Below are 15,503 nucleotides of genomic sequence, written 5' to 3'. Positions count from 1 at the left end.
GCGGGTCAATCAAAATTCCGACCGTCCCGAGGTCGCAAAATAACCAATGGCCGATTGCCCCCGGCGGGGCTTTGGAATAAGGACCTTTGAAGTCGAATTCTCACCCGTGAAGGTCATACAATGCGCCTCAGCCGTTACTTTCTGCCCGTTCTCAAGGAAAACCCGTCCGAGGCCCAGATCGTCAGCCACCGGCTGATGCTGCGCGCCGGGATGATCAAGCAAGCATCGGCCGGGATTTATTCCTGGCTGCCGCTGGGTTTCAAAGTTCTGCGTAAGTTGGAAAATATCATCCATGAAGAGCAGGCGCGCGCAGGTCATATCGCGATCCAGATGCCGATTATCCAATCGGCAGACCTATGGCGTGAATCCGGGCGCTATGATGACTACGGTCAGGAAATGCTGCGTATGAAGGACCGGCATGACCGGGATATGCTGTTCACGCCCACGGCCGAAGAGCTGGTCACCGATATCTTCCGCGGCCACGTCAGCAGCTACAAGGACCTGCCGCTGACGTTGTACCAAATCCAGTGGAAGTTCCGTGACGAGATCCGCCCGCGCTTTGGCGTGATGCGGGGGCGCGAGTTCTACATGAAGGACGGGTATAATTTCGACCTGACCAAAGAGGACGCGCTGCACGCCTATAACCGTCATCTGGTTACCTACCTGCGCACCTATGAGCGCATGGGCCTGCAGGCTATTCCGATGCGTGCTGATAGCGGCCCGATCGGCGGCGACAACACCCATGAATTCCTCGTACTGGCCGATACGGGTGAATCCGAAGTGTTCTATGACAGCGCCGTCACCGACCTGACGTTTGGTGATCGTCAGATCGACTATGACAGCCGAGAGCAGTGTCAGGCCATTCTGGAAGAGTTCACCTCGAAATACGCCCGTACCGATGAAACCCATGACGAGGCGCTGTTCAATCAGGTGCCGGAAGATCGCCGCCGTGTGGCGCGCGGGATCGAAGTGGGGCAGATTTTCTATTTCGGTACCAAGTATTCCGAGGCGATGGGCGCTACCGTTCAGGGCCCCGATGGCAAACCAACGCCGGTCCATATGGGCAGCCATGGCATCGGTGTCAGTCGTCTGATCGGTGCGATCATCGAAGCCAGCCATGACGATAAGGGCATCATCTGGCCCGAGGGTGTAACACCGTTCCATTGCGGTATCGTAAACCTCAAGCAGGGTGATGATGAGGCTGACGCCGCCTGCGACAAACTCTATGGCGCGCTGACCGCTCTGGGTCTTGAGCCGCTGTATGATGACCGCAACGAACGGGCAGGGGGCAAGTTTGCCACCATGGACCTGATCGGCTTGCCGTGGCGTATCACCGTCGGGCCGCGGGGTCTGAAAAACGGCGTCGTTGAGCTGACCTGCCGCCGTACCGGTGAAAGCGAGGAGTTGAGCCCCGAAGCTGCCGTCACGAAAGTTGCCGAAATCTATGAGCAAATCGCCTGAACAGGATCATCGGCCGCTGATCTCGGTCGTCACCGTTACGCGGAACCTGATCGAAGCAGGGCGCGAGGTGCAAGTCCTCGCCGCCCTGGACAGCGTGCAGTCGCAAAAGCTCCGTGACATCGAGCATGTGATCTGGGACGGCCAATCCGATGACGGAACGCAGGACCTGCTGAAAGACACGATTCAGAAATTCTCGGAGTCGGGCGACCCCATTCCGGTGCGGTACTTCTGCGAGGCAGACAAAAGCCTGTATGACGCGATGAACCAGGCGGTTGATCGGTGTCGCGGCGAGTATGTCTTGTTTCTCAACTCGGACGATCTGATTGCAGACCCTGACAGCCTGTTGAGGGTGCAAAAAGCTATCGAGCCCGATAAGCCCGATTTTGTGTATGGTGAAACCGTCTTTTTCGATGATGAGGGCAACCGCCGTCATGCCCGTCGGCTAACCCCGAAATCCATCTTGCAGCGCTTACCATTCGGTCACAATGCGATGGTCCTGAAACGGGCGTTGTTTCAGGAATTGGGCGGTCACGACCTGCAATTCCGTATCGCCGCGGACTATGACATGGTTTTGCGAATGATCCTGTCTGGCCATTCCGGCCAGCGGTTGCAGGCCCCAATATCACTGTTTCGGATCGGTGGAGTATCAGCAGACACAGACGCTGCCGGGGCCGAAATGGCCGCATGTTGGCTGAAAAACTACAGTCAGTTCTGCGATCTGTCCGGGTACTCGGACGCGCAGCGCTTTGGGTGGTACAAGCAAGGCCATTTGCCTGTTCGGGTTTCAGGCGCCATTTTGCTGAAATCGCTATCGCAGCCCGCTATCGCGCGTGCCGCGCTTTACAGCCTGACAAAGACGTTACGTCGCAAGGCTCAGTTCTGGCGGTCTTTCTAGGTTCACTGCGGTTCCGGTCGTTCCGTCAGAATTTCACCATCCGCACTGTTGCCGCGTGCAACGACCATCGGACGGCCCAGACGTCTAACCAGATCTTTGTATTCGAACCCTAGAAAGCGTATCCCACAAACCCGTTGATCGGTCGTGCGATCCGTAATGCACAGCCGCCCCTGACGGAACGCCAATCGGTATCCTTTGTCTTTCAGGATATCGGTCAAACTTGCCCAGCTTGCCGCTGTATCGAAAACAGGGCGAATGACTGCGCGCAACAATGCTGCTGTTTCACAATCCAGTTCTGAAGATGCGTTTCGGACCAAAATCGGGTCCAACAATTCCTTATTACTCTTTACAAACATGAGCGACCCCCGCTCTTAAAATGGTATCCCCCTTACATCTAGGGTGACAAAGTTTTAAAAAATAAGCAAAAGGCGAAAGAATATTGCTTAATCAATGTTGCATTTTGAGTTCAGTAACTCACGCAACGGCACTATTGACTTCATAGCTGAAACAATTGGGGGTTGTCTGTGAAGGGGGTCACAACCAAGGGTGTAATCTGGATCTTTCCTCTCTCCTTTCGCCAGAGTGGCCTTCCCGACACCTAGGGTGATTCGTATTAGGCCATGCCAATAAAAGTCGCAGGATTGCCTATCGCCGGGCGGGACGCGCATAACCACCTTGACCATCCCGGCAAATGCCGAAAGGGTCGCGCAAACCAAAAAGCCCCGGAGCAGACATGGCCAAGACGCCCCCGCCCTTTGCCCCATTCGAATGGAAGATCGCCTGGCGATACCTGCGCGCACGCCGTGCCGAGGGCGGTGTCAGCGTGATGACCTGGATTTCACTGATCGGAATTACACTGGCGGTGTTTGCCCTGATCGCGACGCTGGCCGTTCGGTCCGGTTTCCGATCCGAGTTCGTGGGTACCATTCTGGGGGCCAATGCGCATGTCACTGTCTACTCGGCGGGTAATTTTGACGCGCAGGGTAACCTGGACCGCACCATCGCGGATTATGACGGAGTGGCTGAACGCGTTGCTCAGGTGCCCGGCGTTGAACGCGCCGCGCCCTTGGTCAAAGGGCAGGTGCTGATTACCAATCGCGAGCGCAGCAGCGGGGTTGAGGTCTTTGGCATTCAGCCTGACGACCTGCTGGACCTGCCCGGCGTCGCCGAAAGCGAACAGGCGGTTGGGGATCTTTCCGAATTCCAGAATGGAGAGGACGTTATCGCCATCGGTTCGGGCGTGGCGCGCAGTATTGGGGCAACTGTGGGGGATACGGTCAAACTGACGTCCCCTAACGGGGTGAAGACGGCCTTTGGTACCTCACCTCGTGTGAATGCCTATCGGGTGGTCTATGTCTTCTCGGCCGGGCGCTATGATATCGACCGCACCCGCGTTTATATGCCGTTCGAACAGGCGCAGGGCTTTTTCAACCGCGAGGGCGTTGCGGATGAGATCGAGGTGATGGTTGACCGCCCTGAAGAACTGACACCGATCCTGATCCCTATTCTTGAGGCCGCCGGCGAACGAAGTCAGATCTGGACCTGGCAGGACGCCTCAGGCGGGTTCCTGCGCGCGTTAGAGGTCGAGGACAACGTGATGTTTATCATCCTGTCGATCCTCGTGTTAATTGCGGCGATGAATATCGTCTCGGGGTTAATCATGCTGGTGAAGAACAAGGGGCGCGATATCGGCATCCTGCGCACCATCGGTCTGAGCGAGGGATCCGTACTGAGGGTGTTCTTCATCTGCGGTGCATTCACCGGCATCATAGGCACCGTGATGGGTGTTGTTCTGGGTTGCTTGTTCGCGATTTATATCGACCCGATCTTTTCGTTCGTGAACTACGTCATGGGTGGCGGTGTCTGGGACCCTTCCATTCGCGGCATCTATGCCCTGCCCGCCGAACTGCACCTGTCGGACGTGTTGAAGGCAATCGGCTTGTCGCTGGGCCTGTCCTTTTTCGTCACCTATTTCCCCGCCCGCCGCGCGGCGCGGCTGAATCCGGTTGAGGCGCTGCGCTATGAATGATGTGACATTGCGATTGAGCGGTCTGACCAAGACCTATCTGAAGGGCACACCGGGCGAGGTTCAGGTGCTGCGTGGGGCCGATCTGGAACTGCACGCGGGCGAAGCGGTGGCGCTGGTTGCACCATCCGGCGCGGGCAAGTCGACCCTTTTGCACATTGCCGGTTTGCTGGACACGCCGGATGACGGCTCGGTCGAGATTGCGGGTCAGAATGTCAAAGGTAAGGGCGACCGGACCCGCACCGCATTACGGCGTCAGGACGTGGGGTTCGTCTATCAGTTCCACCATCTGCTGCCCGAATTCACGGCGCTGGAGAATATCACTTTGCCGCAACTGGCCAACGGGGTGTCCGAGGCGGCGGCACAGGCGCGGGCGAAGTCTTTGCTGGACCGCGTTGGCGTGGCACCGCGCGCTGATCACCGCCCGGCGGCGCTGTCAGGTGGAGAACAACAGCGGGTTGCTTTTTGCCGGGCGCTGGCCAACAGGCCGCGCGTTCTGCTGGCGGATGAGCCGACAGGAAATCTGGATCCCGAAACCTCGGATCAGGTGTTTGACGCGCTGATGGCACTGGTGCGGGACGAGGGGCTGTCGGCACTCATCGCCACGCATAACATGGAACTTGCCGCGCGGATGGACCGCAAGCTGCGGTTGGAGGGCGGTGTACTCAGGCCAGTTGAGTGATCGCAACGCCCGCGGCCATCACGGCGATCCCACCTGCGCGTATCCATGTCAGTGGCGTGACTTGCGCGCCGAAAAGTCCGAAGTGGTCGATGGCTGCCGTACTGATCAGTTGCCCGAGTAAAACGAAGAACACCGCATTACCGACACCGAAATGCGGTGCGACATGGGTGATGGATAGGACGTAAAAGGCGATCAGGACACCGGCCAATAGCAGGTGTTTCGGGGCCTGCGTGACTTTGGGCAGCGCGCCCGTGCCGGTAAAAAGAACCATCACCAGCGCGGATGCTGCGAACGCGATGGCGAACAGGATGACGGCGGCGGTGGTCGGTGATCCGATCAGCTTTCCAAGCGCCGCGTTCAGAGCGGCAAGGATTGGAACGCCAATCCCGGCGGCCAGCATGATAACTGCATATTGTGTCATTGCCCGTACCCATCTGCTTCGTTGATCTGGATCATTGCGCCAAGCCGGCCCTCGGGCAAGCCTGTATATGTCAATCTTGACAGGAGGATGCGATGCCCAGACCCCTAATGACTGCCGTTTCGTTCGGAGTGCTTGTGACCGCTGCACAGGTCGCGGCACAGGATGTGGATACCGGGGCCGAGCTGTATCAGCACTATTGTGCAACCTGCCACGGAATCGATGCGACCGGGCATGGGCCGATGGCGGGGATATTGGTCATTCAGCCGGTTGATCTGACCAAGCTGGCCGGAGAAGACGGTGTTTTCCCAACTGCGCGCGTCGTTGCGCGGATTGACGGGCGCGATCCGTTGGTCAGCCACGGCAGCCCGATGCCAGTCTATGGTCCTTATTTCGACGGGCAGGACACCTCGATGAAAACACCCGAGGGGCAGCCGATTCTGACCAGCCAGCCGATCGTGGATCTGATCGCCTATCTTGAAACATTGCAAGGCGGGTAACGTCTAGCGGCAAATGCCTTCGGTCTTTGCGCCGCTCCAGGGGATGACGATATCGCGCTCACGCGGTTGGTTCGGCAGGGGTGAAATGTCGAAATGCGCGCCCAGCATGTCGTGCAAGCGTTGGGTGCGGGGGGCTTGAGGGTCCAGCGCCCGGCAGCAGACATATTCCTCGACAATCGCGCCTTGTTGTTCAAACCCGTAGGATAGGAAGTCGGACGAGGTTTCGATATCAAACAGATAGGGGTCCTTGTTGCCACCATGCTCGGCCGCTGCACGCAAAGGGTGATAGCCTGTGGTTTTCCGGTTCTGCCATTGCCACACATGTGTCAGCTCATGCGCCAGCAGCATTCCGGCGATTAGGTTCATCTGCTCGGGGAAGTCGGACATATAGTCCTCAAGATACCACTCACGCGTGAAATAGACCTTGTTGAACAGGGCTACGGCGGCGGGCTTTGCTGTGACGACCCCTTCGGTCGGGGCTGGCAATATGCGTTCACGGCAGGCCAGACGGGGCCGTTCCTTGCGGTAAAACGTGATTGGCGCGACCGGAGCCCCCTCGACCAGGCGCACCCGATCCAGATTCAGCGACTCGCCCTGAACAGCGGTGGCAAAAGCACGTTCCTGCTCGGTCAGCGGGCGACCGCAGGATGCAAGCAGAAGGAGAACCATCATCAAAATGCGGCAGGTCATGAAGTGAGCCTAGTGTGAAGCACCCGCACTGCAACCGGTTTTACAGGCTCATCGCCAAAACCCGGCTGATTTCCGTCAACGACCGCCCGGATTGGTCCATCCAGGTGTTGAATGCGTCTTGAACGGCAGCCATCGCCTTCTTGGAGCTTGGCGCTTTGTCGATCACGCCTTCAGCAATCAATCGGGCGGTGACGTCCCGCGACAGGATGAAACTGTCGCGCCCGGCAAATCGCATGGCGTATTGCGCCGAGGCCCCACCCAGACGCGACCCGCGCTTGCCTAGCATCGCCAGCAAGCCGACGTAATCAGTCGAGGGCCAGCCGCCCAGCACCTTTCCCACACCACCTTCCTGACGCAGTTCCAGCAGAAACGCGGCATTGTCGCGGACCGTGGCGATCTTGGTGCCATTGCGGACAATGCGGGTGTCTTGCAGCAGGGCGTCGAACTTCTCATCATCCATAAAGGCGCAGCGACCGACGTCAAAACCATCAAAGGCAGCTTCAAACCCATCCCATTTGCTTTCGATAACCTTCCAGTTGAACCCGGCCTGAAAGACGCATTTCGTGATGATCGACAGCCAGCGATCATCGGGCAGGGCGGTCAACTCAGCCACGCTTTTAGGTTTGCTCAGCTTGGCCCGCAACGCGTCGGGCCCACCGTGGCGATTGGCAGCCATGGTGTAGATCTCATCGAAATGGTGCATCGGTGTCCTCCGCAGGCAGGGTTGCCTGTTCATTGTCGGGTTGCAAGCGTTGAAACAATATGCCCAGAACATGCGCGGAAACCCCATGCGCCGCACCCGACTTGATTTCGGACAAGGATCATGCCGCGTCACGGACCTAAATAGGGGCCAACATTGACGGAGAATACCATGCTGGGTTGGGCCCTTTTCCTTGCCGCACTGATCACCTTTCTGCTGACCCACGCCATCCCCGCCCGACCCGTCGTGCGCGGGCGGTTGATCGACGTGATGGGACGCAGGGGGTATTTTATGGCCTATTCCGCGTTGTCCCTGCTAGTTTTGGGCTGGCTGATCGTCGCCGCAGCGCAAGCGCCCTATGTTGAAGTAATTCCACCGCTTCCCATCCTACGTTGGGTGCCGCTGTTGACCATGCCTGTGGTGTGCTGGTTGGCGGTGGCAGGTTTGACAATCCAAAATCCGTTTTCTTTTGGCGGCCTGGGTCACCGTCGGTTCGACCCCGAAAACCCCGGTATCCTGCGCGCCACGCGTCACCCGCTTCTTGCTGCCATGATGCTGTGGGCCTTGGCGCATCTTCTGGCGAATGGCAGCCTGTCGCATGTCATCTTATTTGGTCTTTTTGCAGGTTTTGCGGCGTGGGGCATGGCGCTGATCGATCAGCGCAAGGCGCGCGATATGGGGATCGAATGGGTACGCCTATCCCGCAATACGGCGCGGTTTTCCCTGCGCGCGCCGCAACCCTGGCCTGGCTTGGGGATCGCGCTGATTTCCTTGGCCGCATTTGTGGTTCTGCTTCACCTGCACGCGCCTGTGATCGGCCTTTCGCCCCTGCCATAACGCAAGGAGTGGCCGGACCGGGTCATGCGTGCTATCTGGAAAGTCACACTTTAGGACTATGAGGGTCTTTCAATGTATCTGGCCTATGTTACCACCACCGATCGCGGCGCGACCGACCGCCTGCTGAGCGCCGTTGCCGAACATCTTCTGGCCAACGATGCCCGTCTGGTCGGCGTGGTTCAAACTAACACCGAATGCGCCGACAGCAGCAAATGCGACATGGATGTCCGTGTGCTGCCAGATGGCGAGACCATCCGCATCTCGCAATCTCTGGGCGAGCATTCGCGCGGTTGTCGGCTGGACCCGGCTGCGTTGGAGCGGGCTGTGGGGTATGTCACCAACTCGCTTGAGGATGCGCCGCAGTTGCTGATCATCAACAAGTTCGGCAAGCATGAGGCTGACGGGCGCGGTTTTCGCCCGGTGATCGCCGAAGCGTTGACACTGGATATCCCCGTGCTGGTCGGCGTGAACGGTTTGAACAAGGAAAAGTTTCAAGAGTTCACCGGCGGCGCGGCCGAGCAGTTGGAGCCGAACCTCGAAGCCATCTCTGCTTGGTTCGACCGGGTCAACGCGCAACGCGCGGCTGCGGCCTGAGTTAACCTCTCGTTGGGTAAACCTCTGTAATCCTGACTTGTTTCGTTCCACCTGTGCTGCAATCTTCGATTTCGGAGGAGATTGCACATGTGGACCAACTGGGCCGGAAACCAGCGTACGCAGACGCCGATCAAACGCCCAACCTCGATTTCCGAGTTGCAGCAAGCCGTGGCGCAGTCAGGCACGCTGCGGGTCGTTGGGGCCGGTCATTCGTTCACACCCATTGTTGCCGGTGGGGATCGGATACTGGACTTGTCGGATATCGACTTGCCAGTGGTCGGAGAAGTCGGGGAAGACAAGGTTTGGGTGAACGCAAATGCCCGGCTGCGCGACTTGTCTCCGGCCTTGGCGGGGCAGGGGATGGCTTTTCGCAATCTCGGTGACATCAACACACAGTCTTTGGCCGGTGCAGTATCAACCGCCACACACGGCACCGGACGCTCGCTGCCCTGTCTGGCAGCGGAAATCACCGCCGCAAAACTGGTTAGCGCGGGTGGGGATATTCTGACAACCGACGACCTTCCGCTTGAGATGGCGCAAGTCACTTTGGGCATGTTGGGCATTTTGACCGAGGCCCAAATCTCGGTCGTGCCGAAATACAACCTGCGCCGAAGGGTACGATTGGCTGATCTGCAGGACTGCATCGCCAACATGCACCAGAACTGGGCACAGAACCGAAATTTCGAGTTCTTCTATATCCCTTTCACCGGTAAGGCTGTCGAGCTGCGCCATGAAATTTCAGACGCAGCCGAAAGCAGGGCACCACGTGATCTGGACATGATTGCCGTCAAAGTGCTGAAGCTGGCGCGCAATGTTGGTCGGCTCAGCAGTGGGCTACGCAATTTGCTGTTGCGACTACTGACCATGGCGCAATCGGACGAAGATTATGTGGGCGAAAGCTGGCGGGTACTGTGCAGTGACAGGCATATTCGGTTCAAGGAAATGGAATACCACCTGCCGCCTGACGTCGCCCAAGATGTTCTGCAAGAGGTCATTACCCGGCTGCATCGCGACCACAAGGATATCTATTTTCCAATTGAAGTCCGCCAAACTGCGGGCGACTCGGCCTGCCTATCCCCATTTCAGGGCGGGCCGCGCATTTCAATCGCAATCCACACCGATGCGGACGAGGATCACCAGCGATACTTTGACGCCATTGAGTCACTATTTGTCGAAGCTGGAGGAAGACCGCATTGGGGCAAAATGCACAGCTTGGGCTTCACAGAACTATCCACCATGTATCCTGATTTCGACCGTTTTTGCGCGCTGCGGGAACAATTGGACCCGTCGGGCAAGTTTCTCATGCCCGCGCTTGCCAGGCTGTTTCGACCATGACGAACTATCTGCAATCCCTCTCTGAAACGCTGCGTGCGTATGGCGTGGACAAGCCGGTCGCGGTGGTTGATCTGGACAGGCTCGATGCAAATTGTGCCTTGGCGGTGGACAGGTCGGATGATGGGTTGGACCGTCGATTGGTCGCCAAATCCCTGCCTTGTTTGCCGCTGCTGGATCATGTTCGGGGCCTGATTCAGACCTCGGGCCTGATGACGTTTTCCGAGCCCATGCTGCTGGCGCTTTTGAAGGCCGAGCCGAAAGCCGACAATTTGATCGGCAAACCGTTGCCGGTCCGGTCAGCTGCGCGGGTTCTGAGCGAATGTCCAGACGCTGCTGCGCGGGTTCAATGGCTGATCGACTCGTCGGAACGGTTGCAATCCTATCTGGCCCTTGCAGCGGAGCGTCAGCTAGCCCTGCGCCTGTCGCTTGAGGTTGATATCGGCCTGCATCGCGGTGGCTTTCAACCAGATCAAGTTGCGCGCATTGCGCAAGAAATTGAGACAAACCCTAATGCGCGGTTGTCCGGTGTTATGGGGTACGAGGCGCATCTGGCCAAACTGCCGCATTTCTTGCGCAAACGTGCCATTCGGGCCAGCGCGGATGCGTTCGATCACGCCGTTTCCAACCTGCCGAATGAGGCCAAAGGGCTGTGCCTCAACACGGGTGGCAGTCTGACTTTTCAGTCCTACCGCACAACAGGTAAGACCACCGAGATCGCTTTTGGGTCGGTCCTCGTGAAACCCACAGATTTCGACCACAAAACGACACAGGGATTTCAACCCGCAGCGTTCATCGCGACTCCGGTTTTGAAAACCATGCCCGGTAATTCGCTGCCGGGATTGGATTTTCTGGCCCGGCGCAAAACCGATCTTGCGATTTTCGGGGGGTATTTCCGCGCTAAACCGGTATTTCCCAACGGCTTTGGCTATTCCTCCATTTTCGGACGTTCAACCAATCAGGAGGTCTGGACAGGCCCACCAGATGCGCCCGTCAAACCCGGCGACATCGCCTTGCTACACCCAAGCCAGAGCGAAGCTGTGCTGAACCAGTTCGGGATCGTATTGGCGGTTAGGGGTGGTCAGGTGGTAGACGAATGGGAATGCCTGCCGAACTAACGGCCCCTTGCACTTTGTCACCATCAGAAGAAGATGGTGGGCGACCCTGGAATCGAACCAGGCGTGCGTCTCCGCGAGGGAGTTACAGTCCCCTGCCACACCTTGCGGCCTGTCGCCCACTGTCAGGCGTTGCACCTGACGTGGAGGCGTGATTACTAGCGCCTTAAAGGAGCGTCAACAGGAAAATACCGCTTTGACGCAGGAAACCGACTTCCCGGCTCGGAGGCCCAAGAAATGAAGAAACCCAAGTGGGTCGTTGAGAAAGAACAAGCCCGTAAAGCGGCTGCGTCCGAAACTGTCTGGCTGTTTGGCCTTCACGCTGTACGCGATGCGTTGATGAATCCGAAGCGGCAAAAACTGCGTTTGATCGTGACGCGAAATGCGCAGGACAAGCTGACAGAGGCCATTGATTTTGCAGAGATTGAGGCCGAAATGGTCGATCCGCGCAAATTCACCGCGCCGATTGATCCGGGGTCTGTCCATCAAGGCGCAGCGCTTGAGGTTAAACCGCTGGATTGGGGTGGGCTGGCCGAGAATTGCATCGGGCGCGAGCATCCTCGCGTGATTCTGCTGGACCGGGTGACCGACCCGCATAACGTCGGGGCGATTCTGCGCTCAGCCGAGGTTTTGGGGGCCAGTGCGGTGATCGGCACGCGGCACCATTCGGCGCCGGAAACCGGGGCGCTGGCCAAAACCGCTAGCGGCGCGTTGGAACGTCAGCCGTATTTGCGGGTTCGCAATCTGGCCGACGCCATCGTCGAGCTTCAGAACATGGGATTTCTGGTTCTTGGTCTGGATGGTGAGGCCGAAGAAACCATCGAGACAGCGTTGGGCGGCAAACTTGATCAGCCGGTTGCGTTGGTATTGGGGGCCGAGGGGCCCGGCTTGCGGCAAAAAACCAAAGAAACAGTTGATCAACTGGTGAAAATCGACGCAGCGGGCGGGTTTGGGTCACTTAACGTCTCAAATGCTGCCGCAATTGCCCTATATGCCTCAAGGCACAGATAGACAGGAGAGTGCCATTCCCAGCCCGTCCAAAATCGCCACCTGTTGTTATTGCGGGACCCGCGCTGCGCTGGTTCTGAAAGGTCAGGACCGTCATGAGCTGAGCTGTTCCAGCTGCGGGGCGCCATTGCATAACCTCAAGATGATGCCCAAGCGTAAATTGTCCGAAAGCCAATCAAGGCGTGGTGCGGCAAAGCCGACTGCAAGCCACAAGAAAAAGAAGCAGAAAAAGAAAAAGAGTGTCTTCTCACACGTGTTGGATGAGGCATGGGATGTCATCGAAGACATCTTTGATTGATGTGGCGCCTGGGCGACACAGGTGATCACAAGCCCGTTAAGTGGGGTGTCACTTGGTCATAAAACTTGCATCTTGAGACCCTGATGACCTTGTTCCGATTTCTGTGATGTTGACCCGACGTTTTCTTCTGGGCGCGATTGTCGCCGCTTTGATCACTCCTGCCGCAACAGCGCAGGAGATACCTGTCTTCTACGTGACCGATGGCACCGCGATGTCCGGGTATGACGTGGTGTCGTATTTCAATGGCGATGCTCCGGTTCATGGTCAGCCGAAATACGCCGTCGTCTGGAAAGGGGCCCAATGGCACTTTGCAACCGCTGAGAACCGTGACGCGTTTGAACGTGATCCACGTGCCTTTGCCCCTCAATTCGGTGGATATTGCGCCTATGCCATGGCGCATGGATCGCTTGTTAGCACCGATCCCAAGGCATGGCAGGTCGTGGACGGTCGGCTGTATCTGACCCACTCACCCGAAATCGAAGCGATGTGGCGTGAAGCCAGGACGGAATATATCCGTATGGCCGAGGCGCATTGGCCTGTAATTCTTTACGAGCAATAGGCGGGTTTTCGCTTTTCGTGATCTGTCATCACAAAAATGCGCATCCCCTCTTTTTTTCTCTCAATTTATGCCTAAATGTCACAGTGACCGCGGAACGGAACTGCCGCGGGTCATTTCACTGTCCCTCGTTCCAACAACTGGCGCTCAGGTTCAACCTGGGCGCTTTTTTCTTTGTTAAGGACGGCATAGGGTGCGCAGATGGCCGACTATTCCGATAAGCACCTGAAAGAGATTCTTCAGCGCACCAAAGTTGTCGCTGTTGTGGGTGTGTCAATGAACTCAGTACGCCCCAGTTATTATGTGGCACGATATCTTTCCTTGAAGGGCTTTACGGTCATTCCGGTCAACCCGGGCCACGCAGGCAAAGAGCTGTTTGGTCAGACCGTCAGGGCATCGTTGTCCGAGATTTATGAACCCGTAGATATGGTCGATATCTTCCGCCGCTCCGAATCCGTGCCGCCGATTGTGGATGAGGCATTGGACGCATTCCCGAACCTGCGCACCATTTGGATGCAGATCAGTGTCGAAAACGCTGATGCTGCCGCCAAGGCAAAGGCGCGCGGGGTGGATGTGGTGATGAACCGTTGCCCCAAGATCGAATATCAGCGCCTGTTTGGTGAGTTGCGCATGGGCGGATTTACCACTGGTGTCATCTCGTCCAAAATCTAGCCGCCGGTATAGGGCAAGAGATCGCCGTATTGTTCCACGCGGCGCTTCTCCAAAACGACGTCGCGTGGCACCCATTCGTATTTTGTGTCTTCGATCAGCGGCGACCAAAACAGCACTCCGCCATAGCGCCACGGATCCAACACCACACCATCATACATCGTTTCCCCTCTGCGGCTGATGATGGCCGTGCTGTGATCGATTCTGAACGGGTTGTCGGCGTTGGCGATGGCGCGGTGCAGGTCAAGCGTCTGGAAGTTTTCCTGCTTCAGGCGGCGCTCGATATCTTCGGCCCAGTGCCAGCACAGCCCGCGCGGGCGCAGACCCTTGTTGACCTTGGCGTTGTGGATCAACGGGGGGTCGGTGATTTCGTATTCCTGCACCAATTGCGCCGTATAGGAATAGGCAATGCGCGCGGCGCGGTCAGCCTCCTCTGGGTCGATATCGGGGCCTAGGCTGCGTATTTCGCTGGCCAGCCGTTGAACTTCATCTCCGGTCGAAGGGGGAGGGGACGCGCATGCCCCCAGCGTTAGAAGGGCCAGCACCAAGGCCAAAGCTTTGATCATCTGCGTGCCCTTCGATCTGCAAAGCATGAAACACGATGATAAAGGGTTGAGCGGTATGACGAAACCCTGCCGATTACCCCTTGGGGCGCGCGGCTTTTTCGGCGATGCCGCTGATGCCCTGACGACGTTCCAATTCCGCCAGCACATCATCCAGTGCCACATCCCGCGCAGCCAGCATGACAAGCAGATGATAGAGCACATCCGCCGCCTCTGCCGTAAGCGCGGCCTTGTTGTCCTTGACGGCCTCGATAATGGCTTCGACGGCCTCTTCGCCGAATTTTTCGGCGCATTTCTCGGGCCCTTTTGCCAATAGCTTGGCGGTCCAACTGGAGTCAGGATCAGCGTTTTTGCGGGCCTCAATTGTGGCGGCCAGATCGTGTAGAATACTCATGTCAGCCTCATCGGGATACCTGCGGCGGTCATGTGTTCCTTGGCTTCGCGGATGGTGTATTCGCCGAAATGAAAGATCGAGGCGGCAAGAACCGCGCTTGCCCCGCCCTCAGTGACGCCTTCGACCAGGTGGTCAAGGTTGCCAACCCCGCCCGAAGCGATCACTGGTACGTCCACCGCGTCGGAAATCGCGCGGGTCAGGGGCAGATTGAACCCGGCTTTGGTGCCGTCGCGGTCCATTGACGTCAGCAGGATTTCCCCGGCACCTTTGGCGACGACGGTTTTGGCGAATTCCACCGCGTCAATGCCGGTGGGTTTGCGGCCGCCGTGGGTGAAAATCTCCCACTTGCCGGGGCTGACGGTCTTGGCGTCGATGGCACAGACAATGCACTGGCTGCCGAACTGATCAGCCGATTCCGCAATCACATCGGGGTTTGCCACGGCGGCCGAGTTGAAACTGACCTTGTCCGCACCAGCCAGCAACAGAGCGCGCACGTCATCTTTAGTACGCACGCCGCCACCCACGGTCAGGGGCACAAAGCACTGCTCGGCGGTGCGTTGTACCACGTCAAACATTGTACCGCGGTTTTCATGGGTGGCGTGGATGTCCAGAAAGCAGATCTCATCTGCGCCGGCGGCGTCGTAGGCCTTGGCCGATTCAACCGGGTCACCGGCATCACGCAGGCCAACGAAATTCACGCCCTTGACCACACGGCCATCAGCGACATCCAGACAGGGAATGATGCGGGTTTTCAGCATGTCGGCA

General features: G+C 57.8%; 20 protein-coding genes and 1 tRNA gene. 13 read left to right on the top strand and 8 right to left on the bottom strand.

Annotated features, from left to right (window positions below):
• Window positions 1-120 precede the first annotated feature (120 nt).
• Window positions 121-1,461: a proline--tRNA ligase gene (proS, locus tag ACR0AL_RS06620; protein ID WP_170360340.1), complete on the top strand. Its 1,341-nt coding sequence runs from the start codon at window positions 121-123 to the stop codon at window positions 1,459-1,461.
• Window positions 1,445-2,356 carry a glycosyltransferase family 2 protein gene (locus ACR0AL_RS06615; RefSeq protein ID WP_170360338.1) on the top strand — a complete coding sequence of 304 codons (912 nt, stop codon included), beginning with the start codon at window positions 1,445-1,447 and terminating at the stop codon, window positions 2,354-2,356. The genes proS and ACR0AL_RS06615 overlap by 17 nt, the downstream gene beginning before the upstream one ends.
• Window positions 2,357-2,358: 2 nt before the next feature.
• Here ACR0AL_RS06615 and ACR0AL_RS06610 read toward each other — a convergent pair whose 3' ends face one another.
• Window positions 2,359-2,712, bottom strand: a complete 354-nt coding sequence (locus ACR0AL_RS06610; RefSeq protein ID WP_480662379.1) for a hypothetical protein — start codon at window positions 2,710-2,712, stop codon at window positions 2,359-2,361.
• 377 nt (window positions 2,713-3,089) lie between these two features.
• Here ACR0AL_RS06610 and ACR0AL_RS06605 point away from each other — a divergent pair, with 377 nt between their 5' ends.
• Entirely contained in the window at window positions 3,090-4,385 is a 1,296-nt protein-coding gene (locus tag ACR0AL_RS06605) for a lipoprotein-releasing ABC transporter permease subunit (protein ID WP_170395608.1), read from the top strand.
• Window positions 4,378-5,064, top strand: coding sequence for an ABC transporter ATP-binding protein (locus tag ACR0AL_RS06600; RefSeq protein WP_480662377.1), 687 nt, complete (start codon window positions 4,378-4,380; stop codon window positions 5,062-5,064). The genes ACR0AL_RS06605 and ACR0AL_RS06600 overlap by 8 nt, the downstream gene beginning before the upstream one ends.
• On the opposite strand, the gene ACR0AL_RS06595 is transcribed toward ACR0AL_RS06600, so the two are convergent.
• Window positions 5,048-5,485, bottom strand: a complete 438-nt coding sequence (locus tag ACR0AL_RS06595) for a DMT family transporter (protein WP_170360332.1) — start codon at window positions 5,483-5,485, stop codon at window positions 5,048-5,050. The two genes, ACR0AL_RS06600 and ACR0AL_RS06595, sit on opposite strands and share 17 nt — an antisense overlap.
• Before the next feature lie 92 nt (window positions 5,486-5,577).
• Here ACR0AL_RS06595 and ACR0AL_RS06590 point away from each other — a divergent pair, with 92 nt between their 5' ends.
• On the top strand, window positions 5,578-5,982 hold the full coding sequence (locus ACR0AL_RS06590; RefSeq protein WP_170348001.1) for a c-type cytochrome: 405 nt from the start codon (window positions 5,578-5,580) through the stop codon (window positions 5,980-5,982).
• 3 nt (window positions 5,983-5,985) lie between these two features.
• Here the strand turns inward: ACR0AL_RS06590 and ACR0AL_RS06585 are convergent, their stop codons facing one another.
• On the bottom strand, window positions 5,986-6,672 hold the full coding sequence (locus ACR0AL_RS06585; protein ID WP_170548032.1) for a hypothetical protein: 687 nt from the start codon (window positions 6,670-6,672) through the stop codon (window positions 5,986-5,988).
• Between the two features lie 40 nt (window positions 6,673-6,712).
• Entirely contained in the window at window positions 6,713-7,375 is a 663-nt protein-coding gene (locus tag ACR0AL_RS06580; protein WP_170395612.1) for a DNA-3-methyladenine glycosylase I, read from the bottom strand.
• 168 nt (window positions 7,376-7,543) lie between these two features.
• Here ACR0AL_RS06580 and ACR0AL_RS06575 point away from each other — a divergent pair, with 168 nt between their 5' ends.
• From ACR0AL_RS06575 to ACR0AL_RS06560, 4 genes are all read left to right on the top strand, one after another.
• Entirely contained in the window at window positions 7,544-8,209 is a 666-nt protein-coding gene (locus ACR0AL_RS06575; protein WP_480646101.1) for an NnrU family protein, read from the top strand.
• 72 nt (window positions 8,210-8,281) lie between these two features.
• Window positions 8,282-8,803, top strand: coding sequence for a DUF2478 domain-containing protein (locus tag ACR0AL_RS06570; RefSeq protein ID WP_170374471.1), 522 nt, complete (start codon window positions 8,282-8,284; stop codon window positions 8,801-8,803).
• A gap of 87 nt (window positions 8,804-8,890) precedes the next feature.
• Complete coding sequence (locus ACR0AL_RS06565; protein ID WP_170348006.1) at window positions 8,891-10,138, top strand: D-arabinono-1,4-lactone oxidase; 1,248 nt, start codon at window positions 8,891-8,893, stop codon at window positions 10,136-10,138.
• A complete protein-coding gene (locus tag ACR0AL_RS06560) occupies window positions 10,135-11,253 on the top strand; it encodes an alanine racemase (RefSeq protein WP_480662375.1) in 1,119 nt (372 codons plus the stop codon). The genes ACR0AL_RS06565 and ACR0AL_RS06560 overlap by 4 nt, the downstream gene beginning before the upstream one ends.
• 34 nt (window positions 11,254-11,287) lie before the next feature.
• Here ACR0AL_RS06560 and ACR0AL_RS06555 read toward each other — a convergent pair.
• Window positions 11,288-11,371, bottom strand: a tRNA-Tyr gene (locus ACR0AL_RS06555).
• A 116-nt stretch (window positions 11,372-11,487) separates the two neighbouring features.
• On the opposite strand from ACR0AL_RS06555, the gene rlmB reads away from it, so the two are divergent.
• The 4 genes from rlmB (at window position 11,488) to ACR0AL_RS06535 (ending at window position 13,784) form a co-directional block, all read left to right on the top strand.
• Window positions 11,488-12,261 carry a 23S rRNA (guanosine(2251)-2'-O)-methyltransferase RlmB gene (rlmB, locus tag ACR0AL_RS06550; RefSeq protein WP_170360322.1) on the top strand — a complete coding sequence of 258 codons (774 nt, stop codon included), beginning with the start codon at window positions 11,488-11,490 and terminating at the stop codon, window positions 12,259-12,261.
• Window positions 12,242-12,556, top strand: a complete 315-nt coding sequence (locus ACR0AL_RS06545; RefSeq protein ID WP_174821525.1) for a hypothetical protein — start codon at window positions 12,242-12,244, stop codon at window positions 12,554-12,556. The genes rlmB and ACR0AL_RS06545 overlap by 20 nt, the downstream gene beginning before the upstream one ends.
• A 106-nt stretch (window positions 12,557-12,662) precedes the next feature.
• Window positions 12,663-13,115 carry a YHS domain-containing (seleno)protein gene (locus ACR0AL_RS06540; RefSeq protein ID WP_170348009.1) on the top strand — a complete coding sequence of 151 codons (453 nt, stop codon included), beginning with the start codon at window positions 12,663-12,665 and terminating at the stop codon, window positions 13,113-13,115.
• Window positions 13,116-13,313: 198 nt separating this feature from the next.
• Entirely contained in the window at window positions 13,314-13,784 is a 471-nt protein-coding gene (locus ACR0AL_RS06535; protein WP_480646106.1) for a CoA-binding protein, read from the top strand.
• On the opposite strand, the gene ACR0AL_RS06530 is transcribed toward ACR0AL_RS06535, so the two are convergent.
• The 3 genes from ACR0AL_RS06530 to hisF all read right to left on the bottom strand — a co-directional run bounded on the left by ACR0AL_RS06530 (window position 13,781) and on the right by hisF (window position 15,496).
• Window positions 13,781-14,347 (bottom strand): hypothetical protein, encoded by a 567-nt coding sequence (locus ACR0AL_RS06530; protein WP_170348011.1) that lies wholly within the window; start codon window positions 14,345-14,347, stop codon window positions 13,781-13,783. The genes ACR0AL_RS06535 and ACR0AL_RS06530 overlap by 4 nt on opposite strands.
• 73 nt (window positions 14,348-14,420) lie before the next feature.
• Complete coding sequence (locus tag ACR0AL_RS06525) at window positions 14,421-14,738, bottom strand: phosphoribosyl-ATP diphosphatase (RefSeq protein WP_170548041.1); 318 nt, start codon at window positions 14,736-14,738, stop codon at window positions 14,421-14,423.
• A complete protein-coding gene (gene hisF, locus ACR0AL_RS06520) occupies window positions 14,735-15,496 on the bottom strand; it encodes an imidazole glycerol phosphate synthase subunit HisF (RefSeq protein ID WP_170374487.1) in 762 nt (253 codons plus the stop codon). Before hisF ends, ACR0AL_RS06525 begins: the two co-directional genes overlap by 4 nt.
• Window positions 15,497-15,503: the final 7 nt, after the last annotated feature.

It is taken from the genome of Ruegeria sp. BB1, assembly GCF_056539465.1.
The sequence above is the reverse complement of the archived record's forward strand: the minus strand, read 5'-3'. Positions and strand labels throughout refer to the sequence as shown.